Genomic DNA, 19,022 nt, shown 5'->3' with positions numbered 1-19,022 from the left:
CTAGCGGAAGTGCGGAACGACCTTCTCGGCGAAGAGACGCAGGGTCTCCGTCTCGGGGTAGTCGCTACACCAAGGATAAAAGCCGGTACACCCGATGTCGATGTATTGCTGGATCTTCTCCGCCACCTGCTCGGGCGTGCCCACGATATTGCCGGCCGTCCACGCCTCTACCGGCTCACCCCAGAAGGAACGAGACCCCGCCGCCCGCACCTCGGCCTCGGTCTCGCGTATGAAGATCTCCGCTGACCACGTCTTTTGGATCTCGTCGTAGTCGCGTCCGACCTCACGGCAGTGCTGCTTCAGAATCTCGGTCTTGGACGCGAACTCGGCCAGGTTGCCTTGGAAGTTCGACGCATCGGCGTGGCGGGCCACCACCCGCAGGGTGAGTTGCTCGCCCCCACCCCCGATAAGTATCTGGGGATGCGGTTGCTGTAAGGGCTTGGGATCACACTGCGCTCCCTCGAGTTGGAAGTGCTTCCCGTTGTAGGAGACATCGGCTTGGCTCCACATGGCCTTCACAATCTCCACGGTCTCACGCATCACCCGAATGCGATCAGACGCCTTCGGGAAGTCGTAGCCGTACCCCTTGAACTCGTGCTCGTACCACCCCGCGCCGATCCCCCAGATCAGTCGGCCACCCGACATCACATCGATGTTGGAGGTGATCTTCGCCAACAGCGCCGGACTGCGATACGGAGCGCACCCCACCATCTGCCCGAGCATGATCGTGCTCGTGCGTTGGCTGATCGCCGCCAGCGTGGTCCAGCACTCGAACATTGTCTCGTGGGCCGGCACCGGGACGTTGTGAAAGTGGTCGTAGGTCCACAGTGAGTCCAGCCCGAGTTCCTCGGCTAGCACCGCCACCTCAATGGCCTTGGCCCACTTGGCCTGCGGACCACTAATGGAGGCCAGTTCCATCTTCCAACCCTGTGGAATGAACACACCGAAGGTACGCGACATGCCTCTCCTTCTAGCGTACGCGTGCCGCCGCCGCGCACTTGAGGGCTGCAGACCTCCATCGGGGGGTGGTCCAACTTCACCGACGGCGCTTGATGCGCGTACTGTCCGGTGCTTCGATCACAGCATCCAGGGGAATGAGTCACATGGAGTTCAACCTCGCACAGGTCCACGATGCCGTGAGTCAGGCGGTGCCCGAGCGCGAATGCATCGTGTGGCGCGATCGGCGCCTCACCTACGCCCAGGTCGCCGAGCGCACCAACCGTTTGGCCAACCATCTCCTCGGCCAGGGCCTCGGCCACCGGACCTCGCGTGCCTCGCTGGCGGGCCATGAATCGGGCCAATCCCACCTGGCGTGCTACCTGCACAACGGCAACGAGTACCTCGAGGCCATGCTCGGCTCCTACAAGGCCAGGGTGGCGCCAATCAACGTGAACTACCGATACGTGGCCGAGGAACTCCGCTACCTGCTCAACGACGCCGGCGCCGAGGCCATCATCTTCCACTCCGCCTTCGCCGCCCGCCTCGCCGAAGTGCGACCCGACCTCCCCGCGCTTCGCGTGCTGCTCCAGGTCGACGACGGCACCGGGGCGCCCTTGCTCGACGGGGCCGAATGGTACGAGGAAGCCCTCGCGGCCGCGCCGCCAACATCGCCCGCGGTAGAGCACAGTCCTGATGACCTCTACATCCTCTACACGGGCGGTACCACCGGCATGCCCAAGGGAGTCCTGTGGCGCCAAGCCGACATCTTCGTGGGGGCGATGGGCGGACGGAATCTGGCCACCGGCACCGAATGGGAAAGCCTCGATGAAGTGGTGGAGGCGGCCATCAACGGCGGTGCCCGCCTGCTGCCGGCGCCCCCGTTCATGCACGGCGCCGGCCACTGGCTGGCCTTCAACGCCTTCACCGGCGGCAATACAGTCTGCATCCAAGACGACACCGTCGGCTTTGACGCCGACGACATCTGGCGCACCATTGATCGCGAGCAGGTGAACATTGTGCTCATCGTGGGGGATGCCCTCGGACGCCCCCTGGTGGACCAACTCGAAGCGGCCCTGGCCACGCCGAGTGCCTACAACGTCTCCTCCTTGCTGATGGTCGTGTCGGGGGGAGCGCCACTCAACTCGACGATCAAAGACCGCTTGCTGGCGCAGTTGCCTACGGCCATGGTGATGGATGCCGTGGGCGCCTCCGAGACCGGGAGTCAAATGTCGCAGATGAGTGCCGCCGGGCAGTCTGCGAGCACCGGCACGTTCACTCCCGGACCGGGAGCCGCCATTGTCAGCGAGGATTTTTCTACTGTGCTCGAAGCTGGGCATCCCGAGACCGGCTGGTTGGCCCAGCGAGGCCGGGTGCCGCTCGGCTACCTCGGTGATGCCGACAAATCGACCCGCACCTTCCCGATGATTGACGGTATCCGGTACTCGATACCCGGCGACCGTGCTCGCCTCACGGCGGCGGGCATCATCGAGTTGTACGGGCGCGACTCAGCCACCATCAACTCCGGCGGGGAGAAAATCTTCGCCGAGGAAGTGGAGCAGGCCATCGCCCACCATCCCGATGTGTACGACGTGGTGTGCGCCGGTCGCCCGTCGGAGCGTTGGGGCCAAGAAGTGGTGGCAATCGTGCAACTCAGGGATGGGGCGATGGCCACCGAAGCCGACCTCTTGGCGGTCGCCGGCACCCATGTCGCCCGCTACAAACTGCCGAAAGCGTTCGTGATGGTGGAGCAGATCATGCGGTCACCGGCTGGGAAGGCCGACTACCGCTGGGCCAAGGAACAGGCCAGCGTCTCCCCCTAGGGCACCCACGCCCCCCGAGCCCGCCTCAGATCAGGCGGACCCGCAGCGATGCCCAGCGAGGGTCCTGGCGCACCAACGCCAGATCGGGCTCACCGTCCACCACCGACGCGGCTCGGAAGCCGGCATCGGCAGCGCGACCGAGCCACTCCACCGCCTCTGACACCGCGCCCGCCTGCGACCAACTGCAGGCCACCTCGAAGGCGGTCTGGGCCGCGCTGGCCGGATCGGCGGCGTACACCGCTTCGCCCACCTCGGCCGCTTGAGCGAAGTGACCGGCGTAGTGCAGGTGGGTTTGTAAACTGATGGCGCCGTCTCGGCCCCGGCCGTCGGGCCGATCCAGGAGCCGATGAGCCAAGGCACCCGCAACCCCCGCCCGGGCCAGTGTCTCGGTGGCCACCAGATTGGGCGGACCCCCCGGCGCGGCTAGATAAGCGGTTTCAAAGAGTGCCAGTGCCTGGGAATCGCCTTCGATGAGGCTCACCGTGGCTCGGAGATACGCGTCGGCGGCCGGGCCGAGACTCACCACCAGCCGCCGGCCGACGGCAGTATCGCCATCCCGCAGGGCCTTCCACGCCATCTGTTGCACCAGGGCGGGATCCGGCGGCGATGGCACGGCCCCCGGCCCGATGGCAGGCACCGAACGCAGTTTGGCTCGCTTCGGGGCCACCGCCGGGGCCTCCACCGCAAAGACGTCGACGCTCTCACCACCGCGCTCTGCCCGAATCTCCTGCCAGTTGTTGTAGGCCAGAAAGAGGAGGAAGAACGCAGCGTAATTTGAGCCAGTGAACAGGGCGATCACGCCTCCGAGAATGGCTGCGCCAATCGAGATGCGTCGCGCCCGGTGGATTCCGAACAACTCCGCCGTCACGTTCCCGCCATCGAGGGGACGAATCGGGAGCAAGTTGAGTACCGACCACCACAGGTTCTGGAAGGCGATGAATTGCACGCCGGCGAACAGCATCTTGGGCAGGTCGTACAGCGACCCGGAGGCGGAGGCCATCCCGATGTAGGTGCGCGCCGGCAGCCACAACACCACCATGGCGGTGAGCGAGCCCGCCACGCTGACGAACACGCTGCGGGCCTTCGACAAGCCCTCACGCCGGTTGCTCACCGTTACGCCGCCGAACCCGTGGAGCACGATGGCCGATGGCTCACCGAGCACCTTGAGCGCCACACCATGACCGAGTTCGTGCACGAGGATGGAGACGAACGAGGCCAGAACCCAGACCCCCACCACATCGAGGCCGATCTGGAGATACGTGAGGCCCCACAGGGTTGAGATGACAAAGAACACCGGTTCGACCCGAACCGGGATGCCGGCGATGGAAAAGTGGGGACGAGATGACAAGACGGTAAGCCTAGGGCGCGGCGCGCAGAACGGCGACGGGTTCAGCGCCCCCCAGATCCGACGTTCGGGCATCGAAGCGATACCCCAGCGGGTGCTCAAAGTGCACCAGCGCTTCCGGACCAGCGGGCTGCTCGGTGAGCAACCATCGCACCAGCGCCCCCTTCAGCAGTTTGTTCCAATGACTCACCAGCCGGCCATCTCCATCCAGGAATCGCACCGTGACGCGCCGGGAGGGACGGGTGAGGCGCCAATCCAACGCGGCTCGATGCTCAAGGGGAAGGAGGTCCCACACCACCGTTCCCTCGACCAGGTCTGCCACCACCGGAGTCAGACGCGGTTTCCACCATGTCGCCAAACGACCGAGGTCGGGAAGGGAGGCAGACATCTTCAATTTGTAGAAGGGAATGGGATCAACCGGAGCCACCACTCCCCACAGGCCCGATACCGTGCGTAGTTGCGCCGTACCGCGACGCCGGGCGGCCACGGGCAAGGTGGCCCACGCCAGTTCCCGGTAGAGCACCCCGGTGTAGCGCTCCATCGCCGGGCACACCCCCTCGGGCGGCGGGGCGGCCCCCGCCGCCCGGGCGGCGGAAAGCACCGTGGCCCGGGCCTGGTCCAGACCCCCCTCGGCCATGGTCCCCGCGGCCCACGAAGGGCCGGCGGCGCCAGGTGCTTTGCCCTCGGAGGGGGGCAAAAAGATCGTGAGTGGTGGCTTCGGCACGGCAGGTTCCTACCATGAGGGCGATGACAAAAACGACCGTGCCTGAGGTCCTTCCCGTGGGCGAGGAAAAAGTGGAGGCGGTGCGGTCGATGTTCGACGCCATCGCCCCGCGTTATGACCTCGTCAACCGCATCATGACGTTCCGCCTCGATGTGCGCTGGCGACGACGCACCGTGGCCGCCCTCGGCCTCCCCGCCGGAGCCACCGTGGTGGACTTGGCCTGCGGTACTGGAGATCTGTGCGGCGAACTCCACCGGCAGGGCCTCACCCCCGTGGGGGTAGATCTCTCGTTTGGCATGTTGGCCTCGGCGCACACAAGCGCCCCCCTGGTCCACGGCGACGCGCTGCGTCTGGCGTTCCCGGCGCGATCGCTCGACGGTGCCACCTGCGGATTTGCTCTTCGTAACATTGCGGCCCTCCCACCCTTTTTTGCCGAACTCGCTCGCGTCGTACGCCCGGGGGGTCGCATTGCCCTCCTCGAGGTGGCTGAACCCCCCAACCCGCTCCTGCGAGCTGGCCACCGGCTGTACTTCGGCAAGGCGGTGCCGCTGGTGGGCGGGTGGCTCTCCGATCCCGCCGCCTACCGCTACCTGCCGCGCTCGGTGGCCTACCTGCCCCCGGCTGGGGTCATGTTGGGCGAATTGGCCGCCGCCGGATTCGTGGACGTGGAGCGGCGGTTGCTCTCGGCGGGCATCGCCCAACTCGTGACGGCCACCCGCCGCCTCGATCCCTTGCCCTCGTGACCCACGGGCCGCCTCTGCTGGCCCGTACCCGGCGGGTAGACCACGACCTCGACCTCCTGGCGCTGGCCGGCGGCGAGGGGGTGCTGCTCGAACGGTCCCGAGTGGGACTCGCAGGCCGCGGGGTGGCCCGTCGGGTAGGTCAACATGAAGTAGAGGCCGCCCTCGCCGCCATCGAGGTTGATAACCCCCTCGCCCTCCCCGGTACCGGCGCGGTGGCCTTCGGCGCATTGCCCTTTGTCCGTACCGAACACGACACGCACGATGAAATGGTGATCCCGGAGGTGGTGTGGGGACGAGACGCCGAGGGCACGAGGTGGGTCACCACCATCGGGGCCGCCGATGCCCCCCGTCGCGAGTTGGCCGACTTGTGCGAGGCTCCCCTCACCGCGCCGACCCCCCTTCCCCAGCACATCAACGTCACGCCTGTTCGTTCCGCCCAATGGTGGTGCGAGCGGGTGGCGCAAGCCACCGAGGCCATTCGTGCCGCGGGCCCCGACGGACTGGCCAAAGTGGTGTTGGCTCGAGAGATCCTCGTCGAAGCCGACGTGCCCTTCGATCGAGCCATGCTGCTGGCCCGGCTGCGGAAGGCCTACCCGGGGTGCTTTCTCTTTCACGTCGATGGCTTTCTGGGGGCCAGTCCCGAGTTGCTGGTGGGCCGAGCCGGCGACGTCGTGACGGCCCAACCCATGGCGGGCACGGTTCGTCGAGGTGAGAGCCCCGACGACGACGCTCGGTTGGCGGCAGGGCTGTTGGGCTCCCGCACCTACCGCGGCGAGCACCAGATCACCATCGACATGGTGTTCGACACCTTGCTGCCATGGTGTTCCTACCTTGATTACGAACCCGAACCGTCGGTGGTGACCATCGCGAACCTGCAACATCTCGCCACCCTGGTGGAGGGGCGCCTCTCTCATCCCGCCCCGTCCGTCCTGGAACTGATGGCGGCGTTGCATCCCACTCCGGCGGTCAACGGTTGGCCCCGCGATGATGCGCAGGCCTGGATTGCCGCCCACGAAGGGTTTGCCCGAGGCCGCTACGCCGGCACCGTGGGCTGGGTGGATGGGGAAGGCAACGGAACCTTCGCGGTGAGTATCCGCTGTGCTGAGGTGCACGGCACCACCGCTCGGGTGGTCGCGGGCAACGGGATCGTGGCGCACTCGGACCCCCGGGCCGAATTGGCCGAGACCGAAGTCAAGCTGCAGGCCATGCTCGGTGCACTGACGCAGGAGTAGAGCCCGCTACCGCACCCGCACGAGACGCAACGTATCGGTGGAGGGCTCGGTGGTGGACGGTGAGCCCACCAACACCCCCACGAGATCGCCGGGCCGCACCACGCCGAGACGCATGGCGGTATCCACGGCGTGCCACACGGTCTCGTCGGGCGTGGCATGGGCCGCACCCACCACCGGCTGAATACCCCACGCCATCGCCAATTGACGGGCCGTGCTCCAGTGCGGGGTGATGGCCAGGATCGGACAGATGGGCCGGAAGCGGCTGATCATGCGCGCCGTGGTGCCGCTGTTGGTGCAGGCAATGATGGCAGCGAGTTCGGCGTCTACCGACGCCCGCCAGGCCGCCGCCGTGATCGCCGAGGTGGTGCGCACCATGCTGGACGCCGTTGCGAGGCCCGCCATTTGCTGCTGACCGAGGCGGGTGCCCCAGCCCTGGTAATCGAAGTCGTGCTCGGCCCGAGCCGTGATGCGAGCCATGGCTTCCACGGCCAGAACGGGGTGAGCCCCGATGGCGGTTTCACCCGAGAGCATCACGGCACTGGTGCCGTCGAACACGGCGTTGGCAACATCGGATACTTCGGCGCGAGTGGGAGTGGGGGCCGCGAGCATTGATTCGAGCATCTGCGTGGCGGTGATCACCGGTTTTCCATGAGTGACACCGCGGCGAATGATCTGCTTTTGGATATGGGGGACGTCCTCTAAGGGGAGTCGCACACCAAGATCTCCGCGGGCCACCATCACCGCATCGGCGACGTGGAGGATGTCCTCCATGTGGTCTACGGCCGAGCCGGTCTCGATCTTGGCAACCACCACCGGCCCACCCGACCCGATGGCTCGTTTGATGGTGACCACATCATCGGCGGTCTCCACGAAGGAGACCGCCACCGCATCGACACCCGCTTCCAACACACGCTCCAGCATGCGCAGGTCGGCTTCAGTGGGCGAGCGTTGGGTGACCCGCGCCTCGGGCATGGTCACTCCCGGGCGCGCTCGGAGCACTCCGCCGCCCACCACCGTGGCCACCACGCCGTCGTCACGGCACTCCTTCACCACCAGCGCCACACCACCGTCGCCCAACGCCACCCGGTCTCCCGGCTCGAGGGCCTTTACCGCCCCAGTCAACTGCACCGCCACCACTTCCGCAGTGCTCACATCTCCCTCGGTGGCCTCGGTGAGGCGAACCTCCGCGCCGGTGGACAGCACCACGCCATCACCACTGAAGGGGGCCGTGCGAACCTTGGGCCCGGGCAGGTCCACCAGAATCCCTACCGGGCGCGACGCCCCGATGGCGGCGGCGCGCACCCGACTGATGCGCTCCAGACTCGCCTCGAGGGGGCCATGGGCGAGAGACAGGCGAGCTACATCGGCACCGGCCGCGAAGAGGGCTTGGAGTACCTCCGGCGGATCCGAGGCCGGACCTACGGTGGCGATGATCTTGGTGCGGCGACCGGACATGGCTTAGACGCTACGACGTTGACGTGGCGCGGCGGAGCCTATGCCCGCGACAGGGCTTCCACCGCCAGGACCACTGCGTCGTTCAATCGGCGGTGAACGGCCACGTTGGCGAGCCGATCCGTGCGTACCAGCAGCACCTGCACACCCCCCCTTCTCAACGCGTCGAGAACCGCGGGACCGAGATCATCCACTCGGCGAGCCTCAACTCCATAGGCCTGCGCCAACGCCACGAGGTTGAGGCCGTGGGGCGTGCCGTAGAGGGCTTCGAACTGATCGGTGGCCAAGACGTCGGCGGGCGGAAGGAACGAGAAGATCCCGCCACCATCGTTGTCCACCACCACCACCACGAGGTTGAGGCCACGCTCGGAAGCACCCAACAAACCGTTGCTGTCGTGGATGAACGCGATGTCGCCGATGAGCAGCGCGGTGGGCCGGGTGGGAGCGGCGAGGGCGATCCCCACCGCGGTGGACACCACGCCGTCGATTCCGTTGGCACCCCGGTTGGCATACCCCTCCAGTGCCACCTCAGGGCGGACATACCATTCGAGGTCCCGGATGGGCATTGACGACGACGCCACCAGCGCCGCTCCCGTGGGCAGAACACCAACGAGGGCACGGGCGATCCCCGGCTCGGTGGGCTCGATCTCCGCCGCCAACGCGGCGCTCACCGCATCGGCAGCGGCGTCACCATGCTCGCGCCAGCGGCGCGCCCAGGCACCGCCATCGGTGGGCGTGATGGTGGCCACCTCCAGGAGCCAGGAATCGAGGAGATCATCGGCAGTCAAGGGAAGGACAACGCTGGCCGTGCCGTGGGGATCGGCCCAGCGCAACGCGCCGGCGGCCACCACCTCGGCGGCACCACTAGCGGCCAACCACTCGCCCACCACCCGCGACGCCAGTGGTCCGCCCAGTCGCACAATCACCTCGGGCGCCAGGTCCACCCGACTGGCGCGCAGGAGGGCATCGGGGGCGGGGACTACCGGCGCCCCCGGCTCGCTCCACACGGCGGCCGCGGGCGAGGCCATCACGGGCCAACCCAGGGCGTTGGCCACCCGGGCCACGGCGGCTCCGGAACCCGATCCCGCCCCCGCCACGATCACGCCGCGTCGTCCTGCGAGGTCGTCGGCCAACCCCACCGCGGGCACGGTCGGCGCACCCGCCGCCGGACGCCATGCCCATGCTCCACCCCCGGGCCGAGCCGGGGGGAGGTCGCCAGGGGTGCCAATGAGTGGCTCCCGGAAGGCCAGGTTCAGATGCACCGGTCCCGGAGCGCCCCCGGTGGCCTCGGCATAAGCCCGCGCCGCCAGGGCCCGCCAACCCCCCATCGCCGCCGCGTCCGCCACCCCGGGGGCGTGAAACCAGCGCGTCGAGCGGCCGTAGAGATGGGTTTGGTCGATGGCCTGCGGGGCCCCCACGCCGATGAGTTCGGGGGGCCGGTCGGCGGTGCAGATCAGCAAAGGCACCCCGGCGAGGTGGGCTTCCATCACGGCGGGATGCAGTTCCACCGCGGCGGTCCCGCTGGTGGTGAGCACCACGGTGGGCTCACCGGTGGCGGCGCCCAAGCCCAGGGCCATGAACCCGCCGCTGCGCTCGTCGTGATGCACATGCACGGTGATTCGCCCCTCGGCCCACAAGGCGAGGGCCAAGGGGGTGGAGCGCGAGCCGGGGCACACCACGGCGTGGACCACGCCGTGGCGAGCCCATTCATCCACCAGGGTGGAGCAGAAGGTGGCTTGGAGATCTTCGGTTGAATCGACCATTGCACCCCTATCCGACCACATGCCGTGTGCCAGCATCCATGCCGTGGAGTTGTACGCCGATCTTGAAGGGGCCGGACCCCGCATCGTGCTGGTGCACGGATTTACCCAGACACGCCGCTGTTGGGGGGCTGAAGCCAACGATCTGGCGGCTGACCACCAGGTCATCCGCGTCGATGCTCCCGGTCACGGACGGTCCCAGGCCGTAGACGCCAGCCTCGCCACGGGCGCGCAACTCATCGCCGACCGGGGCGGCGAGGCCATCTACCTGGGGTACTCGATGGGCGCTCGTTTCTGCCTGCAGCTGGCGTTGGACCACCCCTCTCTGGTGCGCCGACTGGTGCTGATCAGCGGGACGGCGGGCCTGGAGGATCCTGCCCAACGGGCGGAGCGGCAGGAACGCGATGGGCGCACCGCTCGTCGCCTCGAAGCAGAGGGAGTAGACCAGTTCCTGGAATGGTGGCTGTCCCAGCCGTTGTTTGCGGGTCTGCCTCCCGAGCGGGCTTTTCGGGCGGAGCGAATGGAGAACACCGTGGCCGGGCTCGTATCGAGCCTGGAGTGCGCCGGCACCGGGGCCCAGGACCCATCGTGGTCCCGCCTGGCGGGCCTGACCATGCCGGTGCTCGTGCTCGCCGGGGCACTCGATGCAAAGTTTGCCGCCCTCGCCGAGCGCCTGGCCCGCGAGATCGGGACCAATGCCACCGTGACGTTGGTACCAGAGGCGGGCCATGCCGCCCACCTCGAACAACCCGCTGCCTTCCGGTCGATCCTGCGCTCCTGGCTCACCGAGCACCCCTGAGAACCCGAGTATCGCTCGGGGCGCACGACGGTAAACCCGATGAACGCGTTTCTCATCCACCAACCAGAACGTGGTGAAATCAGTTAGATAGCCCGACCCTGCACACCGCACTGACGCGGTGGCTTCATTGAGACCGCCGTCGCCGCATTCGGAGCCGGGAACTGGTTCGAAAGCAGGGTGAGGGCGTCTTGGGAGTCCGGGTTGGGGACAGCAAAAGTGTCCGACAGGTCGTGTCTGTCGTGCACGCTCTGGTAACCAGCGAAGACCAGCAGAACGACCCACACCAGCAGGGTCCGGCGGTGATGCACGGAAACGAACCGTCCGAGCCGTCCCAGGAAACCCAGATTGGCCGGAAGGCTAGATCGGCGGCTGTTACCTCAGGCTTGGTTCGTCGGATTCATGGGGCAAACCTAGTGAATCGAGCACTGGCGACCGCGAAAGGTGGGGAATCCGCCGCCGTCCCTACGTGGCGGCGAGAAAGCCCCTAACGTTCGGTTCTGACTGCAGGTAGCTGGTCTTTCGACGTAGTCGGCGATGAAACGGAGTTTCTCAATGAACATGACCCCATTGCGTGCTGCGAGCGCCGCTGCTTGAGCCCTGGCGCTTTTTGCCGGGTCTTCCTGTAGCAAGAGCGATTCAACCACGGAGGCCGCGGAGACCACCGAGCCCACGGAGACCACTGCCGGCGGCCAGGTGGACGCCACCGGCCTGCTGGCCAGATTATCGGCCGTCCTGCAGAAAAATGGTGATGACTACAGTAAGGAGAAGAGCGACTGCGTTGCCAAATTAATTGTCGATACGTTGGACGCGGACGACCTGCAAGGCTTCGATATCGACGGATTGGAGAACAATTCCCCTGATGCGGCTACCGCCCTAGCCCTCAAGGAAGCCTCCGAGAAAGTTGTGCAGGAAGCCACTGATCAGGCAATGGCGGCAGTCGCCAGCGGCCAATCGATTCCGTCGAACCCTTTGCCCGCCGCCTGCGTGGAGTGACCCCCCCAACTAGCCCACTCCACTGGAAAAACCGATGGGATCCTACCCGGGAGCCAACTCCCCCGCTCTCCCATTCCCGCCATGGGGATGACTATCGTCGTCTCCGTGGCACTCACCCTGTCGGCCTGCAGCAGCACCAGCGACAGCGGCGAGAAAGAGGCGGCAGCTCTCAAGGGCCAGCTTTCAACACTCCTTCAGCGCAAAGACAACGCCGGAATGAGTAAGGAGGTTGCCGACTGCTACGTCAACATCGTGGTGGAGGAAGCCGGTGTCTCGGCCCTGCAAGCCATCGACTTTACCTCCGGTGAATCACCCCCACCGGAGGTGGGGAAGGCCATCGACGCCGACTTCCTTCGCACCCAGACGGAAGGCCCGGGCATCGGGGACTAGGGCAAAGCCAGCCCCCCCGGATTCGTGATCGTAGACCGCATCGGATCCATGCTCGATTTGATCCCGAACATTCGCGAAGCGAACCAACGGCCGACCGGCCACCGCGGTGCTCTGTTCTGGTTCCGGACAGGCTCGAAGGTGATCAGCAAAGCGGCGCGGTGCATGTCGGACGTGCCGACTACCGCCTAAAAGCCTCCCGTCGGCCCGTTTCATCCCCCCGCCCCCGGGGCGGCCGGGTTCGACCGTCTTTGATCTCTGGCTGACCGTGACCGAACGAACCATTCCCGAAGGACCGCAGCTGAAGAAACTCCCACCCCGGCGGAGGTTCTAGGGAGCGCCGATCCAGAGACCGGCGGCGAGCAGCGCGCCGGTGACCAACTGCACGCGTCCGGTGGCGCCCAGCACCGGAATCAGCGCCACCCCGCGGGCCCCTTCGAGCACGCGCGCCACCGGCTGGCGGGCCAGCACGATGCCTACCAACGCCGCCGCCGCCGGACCGCGCCCAAAACCACCAGCCACCAACGGCACGGCCATGAACGCCAGCACGAGCAAACCCACGTAGAGCACACGAGTGCGGCGATCACCGAGGCGCACCGCGAGGGTCCTCTTACCCGAGCGGCTGTCGCCGGGGATGTCCCGCAGGTTGTTGACCACCAACAACGCAGTGGCGAGGAGACCTACCGGCACCGCTGCCACCGCCGAGAGGCCAGTGAGGTACCCCGTCTGCACATAGGCAGAGCCAACCGTGGCTACCAGTCCGAAAAACACGAACACGAACACTTCCCCGAATCCGTAGTAGCCGTAAGGCCGCGAACCACCGGTGTAGAACCATCCTGCGGCCACCGACGCCGCGCCGACGAGCAACAACTCGGGGCCCACTGCCACCGCCAGCGCCAAGCCGGCCACTACGGCGATGAGAAACGACGCCAGGGCGGCGCGCTTCACGGCGGCGGCCGGTTTGATCCCCCAGCCCACCAGACGCACCGGACCAACCCGCTCGGTGGGATCGTCGGTACCCCGCACCCCGTCGCTGTAATCGTTGGCGAAGTTCGTGCCGATCTGGAGCCCGAGGGCTACGACCCCGGCGGCGACCGCCCGCCACGCATGTATCTCCGCCACCCCGACGGCGCACGCGGTGCCCACGAGCACCGGCACAATCGCGGCGGGTAGGGTGCGAGGGCGGGCCCCGGCCACCCAACAACGCCAGCCCACCGGCGGGGACGGCGAGGCGGCAACAGTCATGACATCGCCGAGTCTCACCCAGGAGTCCGTAGCCTGCCAGCCATGGCCCGCCTGGTGGTGCTCGACACCGATGACCCCACGTTCCTCAACGGCCTCCGCCGGGCCTGGGACGACGGCGATGCGATACTGCCGGTCGATCCCCGGTGGCCGCCCCCCATCCGCGCGGCGATCCTGGACACCGCCCGGCTCGCCGAACCCTGCGGACCGGGCGACGCGGTGGCCATCGCCACCAGCGGGACCACCGGCGCGCCCCGGGTGGCCATGCTCACCCATGCCGCCGTGGCGGCCTCGGCGAGCGCCACCAGCCGCCGGTTGGAGGTAGATCCCGCTCGCGACCGTTGGCTGGCCTGTCTTCCCCTCGCCCACATCGGCGGGCTGTCGGTGGTCACCCGGGCCCTACTCACCAACACGCCCCTCACCCTGCAACCCCGCTTCGATGCCGGGGCGGTAGGGCAAGCCGCCGCCGATGGTTGCACCCTCACGGCGCTGGTTCCCACCACCATGAGCCGCGTGGATCCGGCCCGGTTCCGAACCATCCTGGTGGGCGGGCAGGCCGTGCCCGAGCAGCGCCCGCCAAACGTCATCGCCACCTATGGGATGACCGAGACGGGCAGTGGGGTGGTGTATGACGGGGTACCCCTCGATGGGGTGGAACTACGCATCAGCCCTGCCGGCGAGGTGCAGGTGCGGGGAGCCATGCTACTGCGGGCCTACCGCGACGGACATGACCCCAAGGATGCCCACGGCTGGTTACCCACCGGCGACATGGGCAGCCTCACCAAGGGCATCCTCAGCGTGTACGGGCGCGGGAGTGACCTGATCATCACGGGCGGTGAGAACGTGTGGCCCGTCGCGGTGGAAGAGGCACTGCTCCACCATCCGAAGGTGGCCGAGGTGGCAGTGGTGGGTCGCCCCGACCCCGAGTGGGGAGCACGGGTGCACGCGGTGGTGGTGCCCGTCGAGGCCACCGATCCCCCCACGCTGCACCAACTCCGCCAGCACGCGAAGGAGTGGCTCCCGACCGCTGCCGCTCCCCGCTCGCTGCAGATCGTGGCGGCCTTGCCCCGCACCGCCACCGGCAAGATCATCCGCGCCGACGATTAGCGGCGGGCCGCCGGACCCAGCAACGCGCCGCCGTCTACCACCATGACGTGGCCCGTGATCCACGACGCCAAATCACTGGCCAGAAAGAGCGCAGCATTGGCGATGTCGACCGGCTCGCCAAGGCGGCCCAAGGGCATAGAGGCCGCGATACGCGCCTCGTTCGGCTCCCAGAGCGCCCGGGCCATGTCGGTTTTCACCAGCCCGGGGGCAATGGCGTTGACCCGCACCTTCGGGGCCAACTCAGCGGCCATGGTGCGAGTGAGGTGCAACAGGGCCGCCTTCGTGGCGTTGTAGATCCCGATCGTAGGTTCCACCGACAGGCCCCCCACCGACGCGATATTGAGCACAGATCCACCCCGTTGCGCTAACGACCGCTGGTAGGCGAACTGCGTCCACACCAGTGGGCCGCGCAGGTTCACCTCGAAGGTCTTGTCGTATCGAGGCAGATCGATATCCATGGTAGGACCGCTGTAGGGATTGGTGGCGGCGTTGTTCACCAAGATGTCAATGCCCCCGAAGCGTCGCACGCAGTGTTCCACCGCCGCTTCGGCCTGATCGGGATCGCCGGCGTTGGCGGCCATCACGTCCACGTCGCCACCGATCTCGGCGGCTGCCGCGATGAGGTCGGGTAACTTGCGCGATGTGAGGAGCACCGAAGCACCCGCATCGGCGTAGGCCCGAGCGATGGCTTTGCCGATACCGCGTGATGCCCCGGTGATGAGAGCGACCCGTCCTTCTAAAGAGATCTCCACCCCAGGACCGTACCGTGCGCCACGGGTTCCTAAGGTGGGCAGGTGAACCGCCTCGCCACTGAGACCAGCCCATACCTCCGCCAGCATGCCGACAACCCCGTAGACTGGTACCCCTGGGGGGAGGAAGCCTTCGCGGCGGCCGCCCTGACGGATCGCCCGATCCTGCTGTCGATCGGCTATTCGGCCTGCCACTGGTGCCACGTGATGGCCCATGAGAGTTTCGAGGATCCGGCGGTAGCGGCGGTGATGAACGAGAGATTTGTGAACGTGAAAGTGGACCGCGAGGAGCGGCCCGATGTGGACGACATCTACATGGAGGCCACCCAGGCCATGACCGGCAGCGGTGGTTGGCCGATGACGGTGATCTGCACGCCCGATGGCCGTCCCTTCTTCGCGGGCACTTATTTTCCCAAGGAGCGACGCGGCGGCATGATCGGCTTCGTTGAGTTGTGCGAGAGGATCGACGAACTGTGGCAAACCCGGCGACCTGAACTCCTTGCGCAAGCCGATCAACTCACCAGCGCCCTCGGACGCTCCGCTCTCCTGGAAGCCACCGGCAACCTCCCCACCGTGGCCGACCTCGACGGAGCCATCGACATCCTCCTGACCGCCAGTGATCCGCACTGGGGGGGCCTGGGTCACGCGCCCAAGTTTCCCCAGCCGATGGCCCAAGAGGTCCTCGCCACCGCCGCCGCCCGCGGCCACACCGCAGCCCTCGCCGCCCTCACGACCAGCCTGGATGCCATGGCCGCCGGGGGCATCTACGACCACCTCGGCGGCGGCTTCTCCCGTTACGCCGTGGACAACGTATGGCTCGTGCCCCATTTCGAAAAGATGCTCTACGACAACGCTCTCTTGATCCGCCTCTATCTCCATGGCTGGCTCCTCACCGCCGAGCCACGGTTCCTCCAGACCCTCACCGAGACCATCAACTACACCATCACCGAACTGCGCCAACCCGGGGGCGGCACCAGTTCGGCGGAGGATGCCGACAGCGAAGGCGAGGAGGGCCGGTTCTATGTGTGGACCCCCGAGCAGATACGCGACGTGCTGGGCGAGGATGCCGATGCCGCCATTGCCTTCTACGGCGTCCAGGCTCCCGGCAACTTCGAGCACAACACCAGCATCCTGAACCGGATGCACGCCCGCGGGGTGCTCGATCGGCCCGTCGAGATCGAAACCGCCCGGCAGGCGTTGTTCGATGCACGTGCCACCCGGGTGCGCCCCGGCCTCGACGACAAGGTGCTCACCGAGTGGAACGCATACCTAGTGGCGGCACTGGCTGAGGCTGGGGCCGCCTGCGATGAACCGTCCTGGGTGGCCGCGGCGGTGGAAACCGCCGAGTTCCTCCTCACCCACCTGCGACGGCCCGATGGGCGCTGGCTGCGGTCCTGGCAGGCCGATGCGGGCGCGCGTCACCTGGCCTACGCCACCGATCACGGAGCGCTCATCGATGCCTTTACGCGTCTGGCGGAGGCCACCGGCGAGGCCCGCTGGATCGCCGAGGCGCGCCGGGTGGCCGACGCGCTGATCCACCTGTTTTGGGATGAGGAGCGAGGTGGTGTGTTCACCACCGGCCACGACGCCGAGGCCCTCATCACCCGCCCGAAGGATCTGATGGACAACGCCACGCCGGGGGCCAACGGCCTGGCGGCGGTGGGGTTGCTGCGCCTGGCGGCCCTCACCGGCCACGAGCCCTACCGGGCCGGCGGCGAGGCCATCGTGGCCCTACTGGGCCCTCTGGCGGTGGCCCAACCCACGGCCTTTGGTCAGGTGCTGGCGGCGGTGGATCTTCTGGTGCGGGGGACCACCGAGATTGTGATCCCCGGCCATCGTCCCGATCTGGTGGCCGCCACCCGGGCCCGTTACCTCCCCGGGGTTGTGCTGGCGTGGGGGGAACGCTACGACTCGCCGCTGTGGGAGGGCCGGGAGGATAACCGCGCCTACCTCTGTCGGCACTACACCTGCGCACTACCCACCGACGACGCGGCCGCCCTGACGGCCCAACTCATCGCCTGAGCTACCGCGCCGAGGCCGATCCGCCCGGGCGGATCAGACCCTGACCACGATCTTGCCGATGTTCTCACCGAGAAACATCGCGTTGAGCGCCCGGGGGGCCGAGGGGAGGCCCTCGAAGATGTGACTGCGGTGCTCAAGACGCCCATCAGCCACCCACTCCCCCAGAGTGTCCATGATGTCGGCGTAGCGGCCCCAGGAGTCCCAGGAGATGAAGCCCTCCATGCGGGCCCGCCGGGCGATGAGGTTGAGGTAGTTGGCCGGGCCGGGCGGCTTGAACAGATCGTTGTAGGAGGAGATGGCCCCACAGAGAACGACCCGAGCGTGATCGGCCAGTCGGCCGAGCACGGCCTCAAGGATCGGGCCGCCGGTGTTGTCGAAGAACACATCCACCCGCTGGGGACACAGCGCCCGCAGCTGGGCGGGGACATCGTCGGTGCGGTGGTTGATGGCACCGTCGATCCCGAGGCCCTCCACCAGCCAGGCGGCCTTCTCATCGGTTCCGGTGATCCCGATCACCCGGCACCCCAGGATCTTGGCGATCTGCACGGCGATGGATCCCGTGGCCCCGGCGGCGGCCGACACGACCACCGTCTCGCCCTGGGCGACCCGGCCGATCTCGGTGAGGCCCACATAGGCGGTGAGCCCGTTGGCGCCGAACACGCCGAGCGCGGCGAGGGGGTCGATCCCTTCGGCAAGGGGCGTGGTGAGCATCGGGTCGTCGCTCACCACGGCGTACTCCTGCCATCCGGTGAGCGTGGACACCAAGGCGCCTTCGCGTACACGATCGCTACGCGACGCCACTACACGGCCGACGCCGCTACTTCGCACCACTTCCCCGATCTCGACCGGGGGGATGTAGCCCTCCGCTTTCGACAGCCAGGTGCGGACGGTGGCGTCGATGCCGATGTACTCGGTCTGCACCAACACCTCGCCGCTGGCCAGATCGGCCACGTCCACCTCGTCGTGGCCGAAGTCGTTTTCGGTCACCAAGCCTTCGGGACGTCGAGCCAACACGACACGACGGTTTTTCAGGTCTCCCACGGCGGTGACCTTATCGGGCAACCCGACCGGCCCGAGGCAAGGCTGGGTGGGGTGGGAGGGCTACCAGGCCCCGCGGTGAAGGACGTCGGCGAGCGGCAGACGGCCCCGGCTCTGGGAGCGGCCCGGCCGATCTGGCGCCGGGTGCCCCAGGGCGACTGTACCCACGCTTCTCCATCCGCTGGGTACGCCCAGGGCGGCCAAGACGGCCTCCTCATGGTCGAACAGACCAAAGAAACAGGCCCCCAAACCGGCCTCAACCACGCCCAGCAACAGATGCTCCACCGCCATGCCACCATCCACCCACCAGTAGGGCACCGGCCACTCCTGTCCCCTGCCGCCCAGGCCCGCCGAGGCCTTGTCGGGCTCGGCGTAGCGGTCGACCCATGTATCGGGCCGGATGAGGACCACGATCAGCACCGGGGCGGTCACCAGCCCGGGCCAGCGAAAATCGACCCGTCGCTCCGGGGGCAGGGTGACATCCCAGTAGCGATCGGTCTGGCTCGCCCCTTCCAGCACCACGAACGCCCACCCCTGACTGTTTCCAGCCGATGGGGCGCGCCGGGCCAAGTCGATCAGGCCATCGACCACGCTCGGGTCGATGGGCTCGGGGGTAAAGGCCCGCACCATGCGACGCCGCCGGACGGCGTCGCTCAGGTCCAAGAGCGAA

The 19,022-nt window shown here is 67.5% G+C and carries 18 protein-coding genes; 8 read left to right on the top strand and 10 right to left on the bottom strand.

Going from position 1 to position 19,022, the window contains the following annotated elements; genetic code table 11:
* A complete protein-coding gene (locus EXQ71_06485) occupies positions 1-960 on the bottom strand; it encodes an LLM class F420-dependent oxidoreductase (protein ID MSO87153.1) in 960 nt (319 codons plus the stop codon).
* 143 nt (positions 961-1,103) lie between these two features.
* Here EXQ71_06485 and EXQ71_06480 point away from each other — a divergent pair, with 143 nt between their 5' ends.
* Entirely contained in the window at positions 1,104-2,759 is a 1,656-nt protein-coding gene (locus EXQ71_06480) for an acyl-CoA synthetase (GenBank protein ID MSO87152.1), read from the top strand.
* A 25-nt stretch (positions 2,760-2,784) separates the two neighbouring features.
* On the opposite strand, the gene EXQ71_06475 is transcribed toward EXQ71_06480, so the two are convergent.
* Complete coding sequence (locus EXQ71_06475; GenBank protein ID MSO87151.1) at positions 2,785-4,107, bottom strand: hypothetical protein; 1,323 nt, start codon at positions 4,105-4,107, stop codon at positions 2,785-2,787.
* Between the two features lie 10 nt (positions 4,108-4,117).
* A complete protein-coding gene (gene yaaA / locus EXQ71_06470) occupies positions 4,118-4,828 on the bottom strand; it encodes a peroxide stress protein YaaA (protein MSO87150.1) in 711 nt (236 codons plus the stop codon).
* Positions 4,829-4,842: 14 nt separating this feature from the next.
* Between yaaA and EXQ71_06465 the strand changes: the two genes are divergently transcribed.
* On the top strand, positions 4,843-5,571 hold the full coding sequence (locus EXQ71_06465) for a ubiquinone/menaquinone biosynthesis methyltransferase (protein ID MSO87149.1): 729 nt from the start codon (positions 4,843-4,845) through the stop codon (positions 5,569-5,571).
* Positions 5,388-6,803, top strand: a complete 1,416-nt coding sequence (locus EXQ71_06460; protein MSO87148.1) for an isochorismate synthase — start codon at positions 5,388-5,390, stop codon at positions 6,801-6,803. Before EXQ71_06465 ends, EXQ71_06460 begins: the two co-directional genes overlap by 184 nt.
* 6 nt (positions 6,804-6,809) lie before the next feature.
* Here EXQ71_06460 and pyk read toward each other — a convergent pair whose 3' ends face one another.
* A complete protein-coding gene (gene pyk / locus EXQ71_06455) occupies positions 6,810-8,258 on the bottom strand; it encodes a pyruvate kinase (protein ID MSO87147.1) in 1,449 nt (482 codons plus the stop codon).
* 38 nt (positions 8,259-8,296) lie between these two features.
* Positions 8,297-10,018, bottom strand: a complete 1,722-nt coding sequence (menD, locus tag EXQ71_06450) for a 2-succinyl-5-enolpyruvyl-6-hydroxy-3-cyclohexene-1-carboxylic-acid synthase (protein ID MSO87146.1) — start codon at positions 10,016-10,018, stop codon at positions 8,297-8,299.
* 19 nt (positions 10,019-10,037) lie between these two features.
* On the opposite strand from menD, the gene EXQ71_06445 reads away from it, so the two are divergent.
* Positions 10,038-10,814: an alpha/beta fold hydrolase gene (locus EXQ71_06445; protein ID MSO87145.1), complete on the top strand. Its 777-nt coding sequence runs from the start codon at positions 10,038-10,040 to the stop codon at positions 10,812-10,814.
* A gap of 83 nt (positions 10,815-10,897) precedes the next feature.
* Here EXQ71_06445 and EXQ71_06440 read toward each other — a convergent pair whose 3' ends face one another.
* Entirely contained in the window at positions 10,898-11,122 is a 225-nt protein-coding gene (locus tag EXQ71_06440) for a hypothetical protein (protein MSO87144.1), read from the bottom strand.
* A gap of 385 nt (positions 11,123-11,507) precedes the next feature.
* Here EXQ71_06440 and EXQ71_06435 point away from each other — a divergent pair, with 385 nt between their 5' ends.
* Entirely contained in the window at positions 11,508-11,807 is a 300-nt protein-coding gene (locus EXQ71_06435; GenBank protein ID MSO87143.1) for a hypothetical protein, read from the top strand.
* Between the two features lie 87 nt (positions 11,808-11,894).
* A complete protein-coding gene (locus EXQ71_06430; GenBank protein ID MSO87142.1) occupies positions 11,895-12,197 on the top strand; it encodes a hypothetical protein in 303 nt (100 codons plus the stop codon).
* 327 nt (positions 12,198-12,524) lie between these two features.
* Here the strand turns inward: EXQ71_06430 and EXQ71_06425 are convergent, their stop codons facing one another.
* Positions 12,525-13,439 (bottom strand): 1,4-dihydroxy-2-naphthoate polyprenyltransferase, encoded by a 915-nt coding sequence (locus EXQ71_06425; GenBank protein ID MSO87141.1) that lies wholly within the window; start codon positions 13,437-13,439, stop codon positions 12,525-12,527.
* 42 nt (positions 13,440-13,481) lie between these two features.
* Between EXQ71_06425 and EXQ71_06420 the strand changes: the two genes are divergently transcribed.
* Positions 13,482-14,543 carry an AMP-dependent synthetase gene (locus EXQ71_06420; protein MSO87140.1) on the top strand — a complete coding sequence of 354 codons (1,062 nt, stop codon included), beginning with the start codon at positions 13,482-13,484 and terminating at the stop codon, positions 14,541-14,543.
* Here the strand turns inward: EXQ71_06420 and EXQ71_06415 are convergent.
* On the bottom strand, positions 14,540-15,295 hold the full coding sequence (locus EXQ71_06415; GenBank protein ID MSO87139.1) for an SDR family oxidoreductase: 756 nt from the start codon (positions 15,293-15,295) through the stop codon (positions 14,540-14,542). The genes EXQ71_06420 and EXQ71_06415 overlap by 4 nt on opposite strands.
* Positions 15,296-15,337: 42 nt before the next feature.
* Here EXQ71_06415 and EXQ71_06410 point away from each other — a divergent pair, with 42 nt between their 5' ends.
* Complete coding sequence (locus EXQ71_06410) at positions 15,338-17,314, top strand: thioredoxin domain-containing protein (protein MSO87138.1); 1,977 nt, start codon at positions 15,338-15,340, stop codon at positions 17,312-17,314.
* Between the two features lie 33 nt (positions 17,315-17,347).
* On the opposite strand, the gene EXQ71_06405 is transcribed toward EXQ71_06410, so the two are convergent.
* Both EXQ71_06405 and EXQ71_06400 read right to left on the bottom strand, forming a co-directional pair.
* Complete coding sequence (locus EXQ71_06405; GenBank protein MSO87137.1) at positions 17,348-18,355, bottom strand: NADP-dependent oxidoreductase; 1,008 nt, start codon at positions 18,353-18,355, stop codon at positions 17,348-17,350.
* Positions 18,356-18,415: 60 nt separating this feature from the next.
* Positions 18,416-19,015 (bottom strand): nitroreductase family protein, encoded by a 600-nt coding sequence (locus EXQ71_06400; protein ID MSO87136.1) that lies wholly within the window; start codon positions 19,013-19,015, stop codon positions 18,416-18,418.
* Positions 19,016-19,022 lie beyond the last annotated feature (7 nt).

This window comes from Acidimicrobiia bacterium (assembly GCA_009694375.1).
GTDB lineage: Bacteria > Actinomycetota > Acidimicrobiia > Acidimicrobiales > VFJN01 > VFJN01.
Note: the sequence above shows the minus strand (reverse complement) of the source record. Positions and strands in the feature narration are given on the sequence as shown.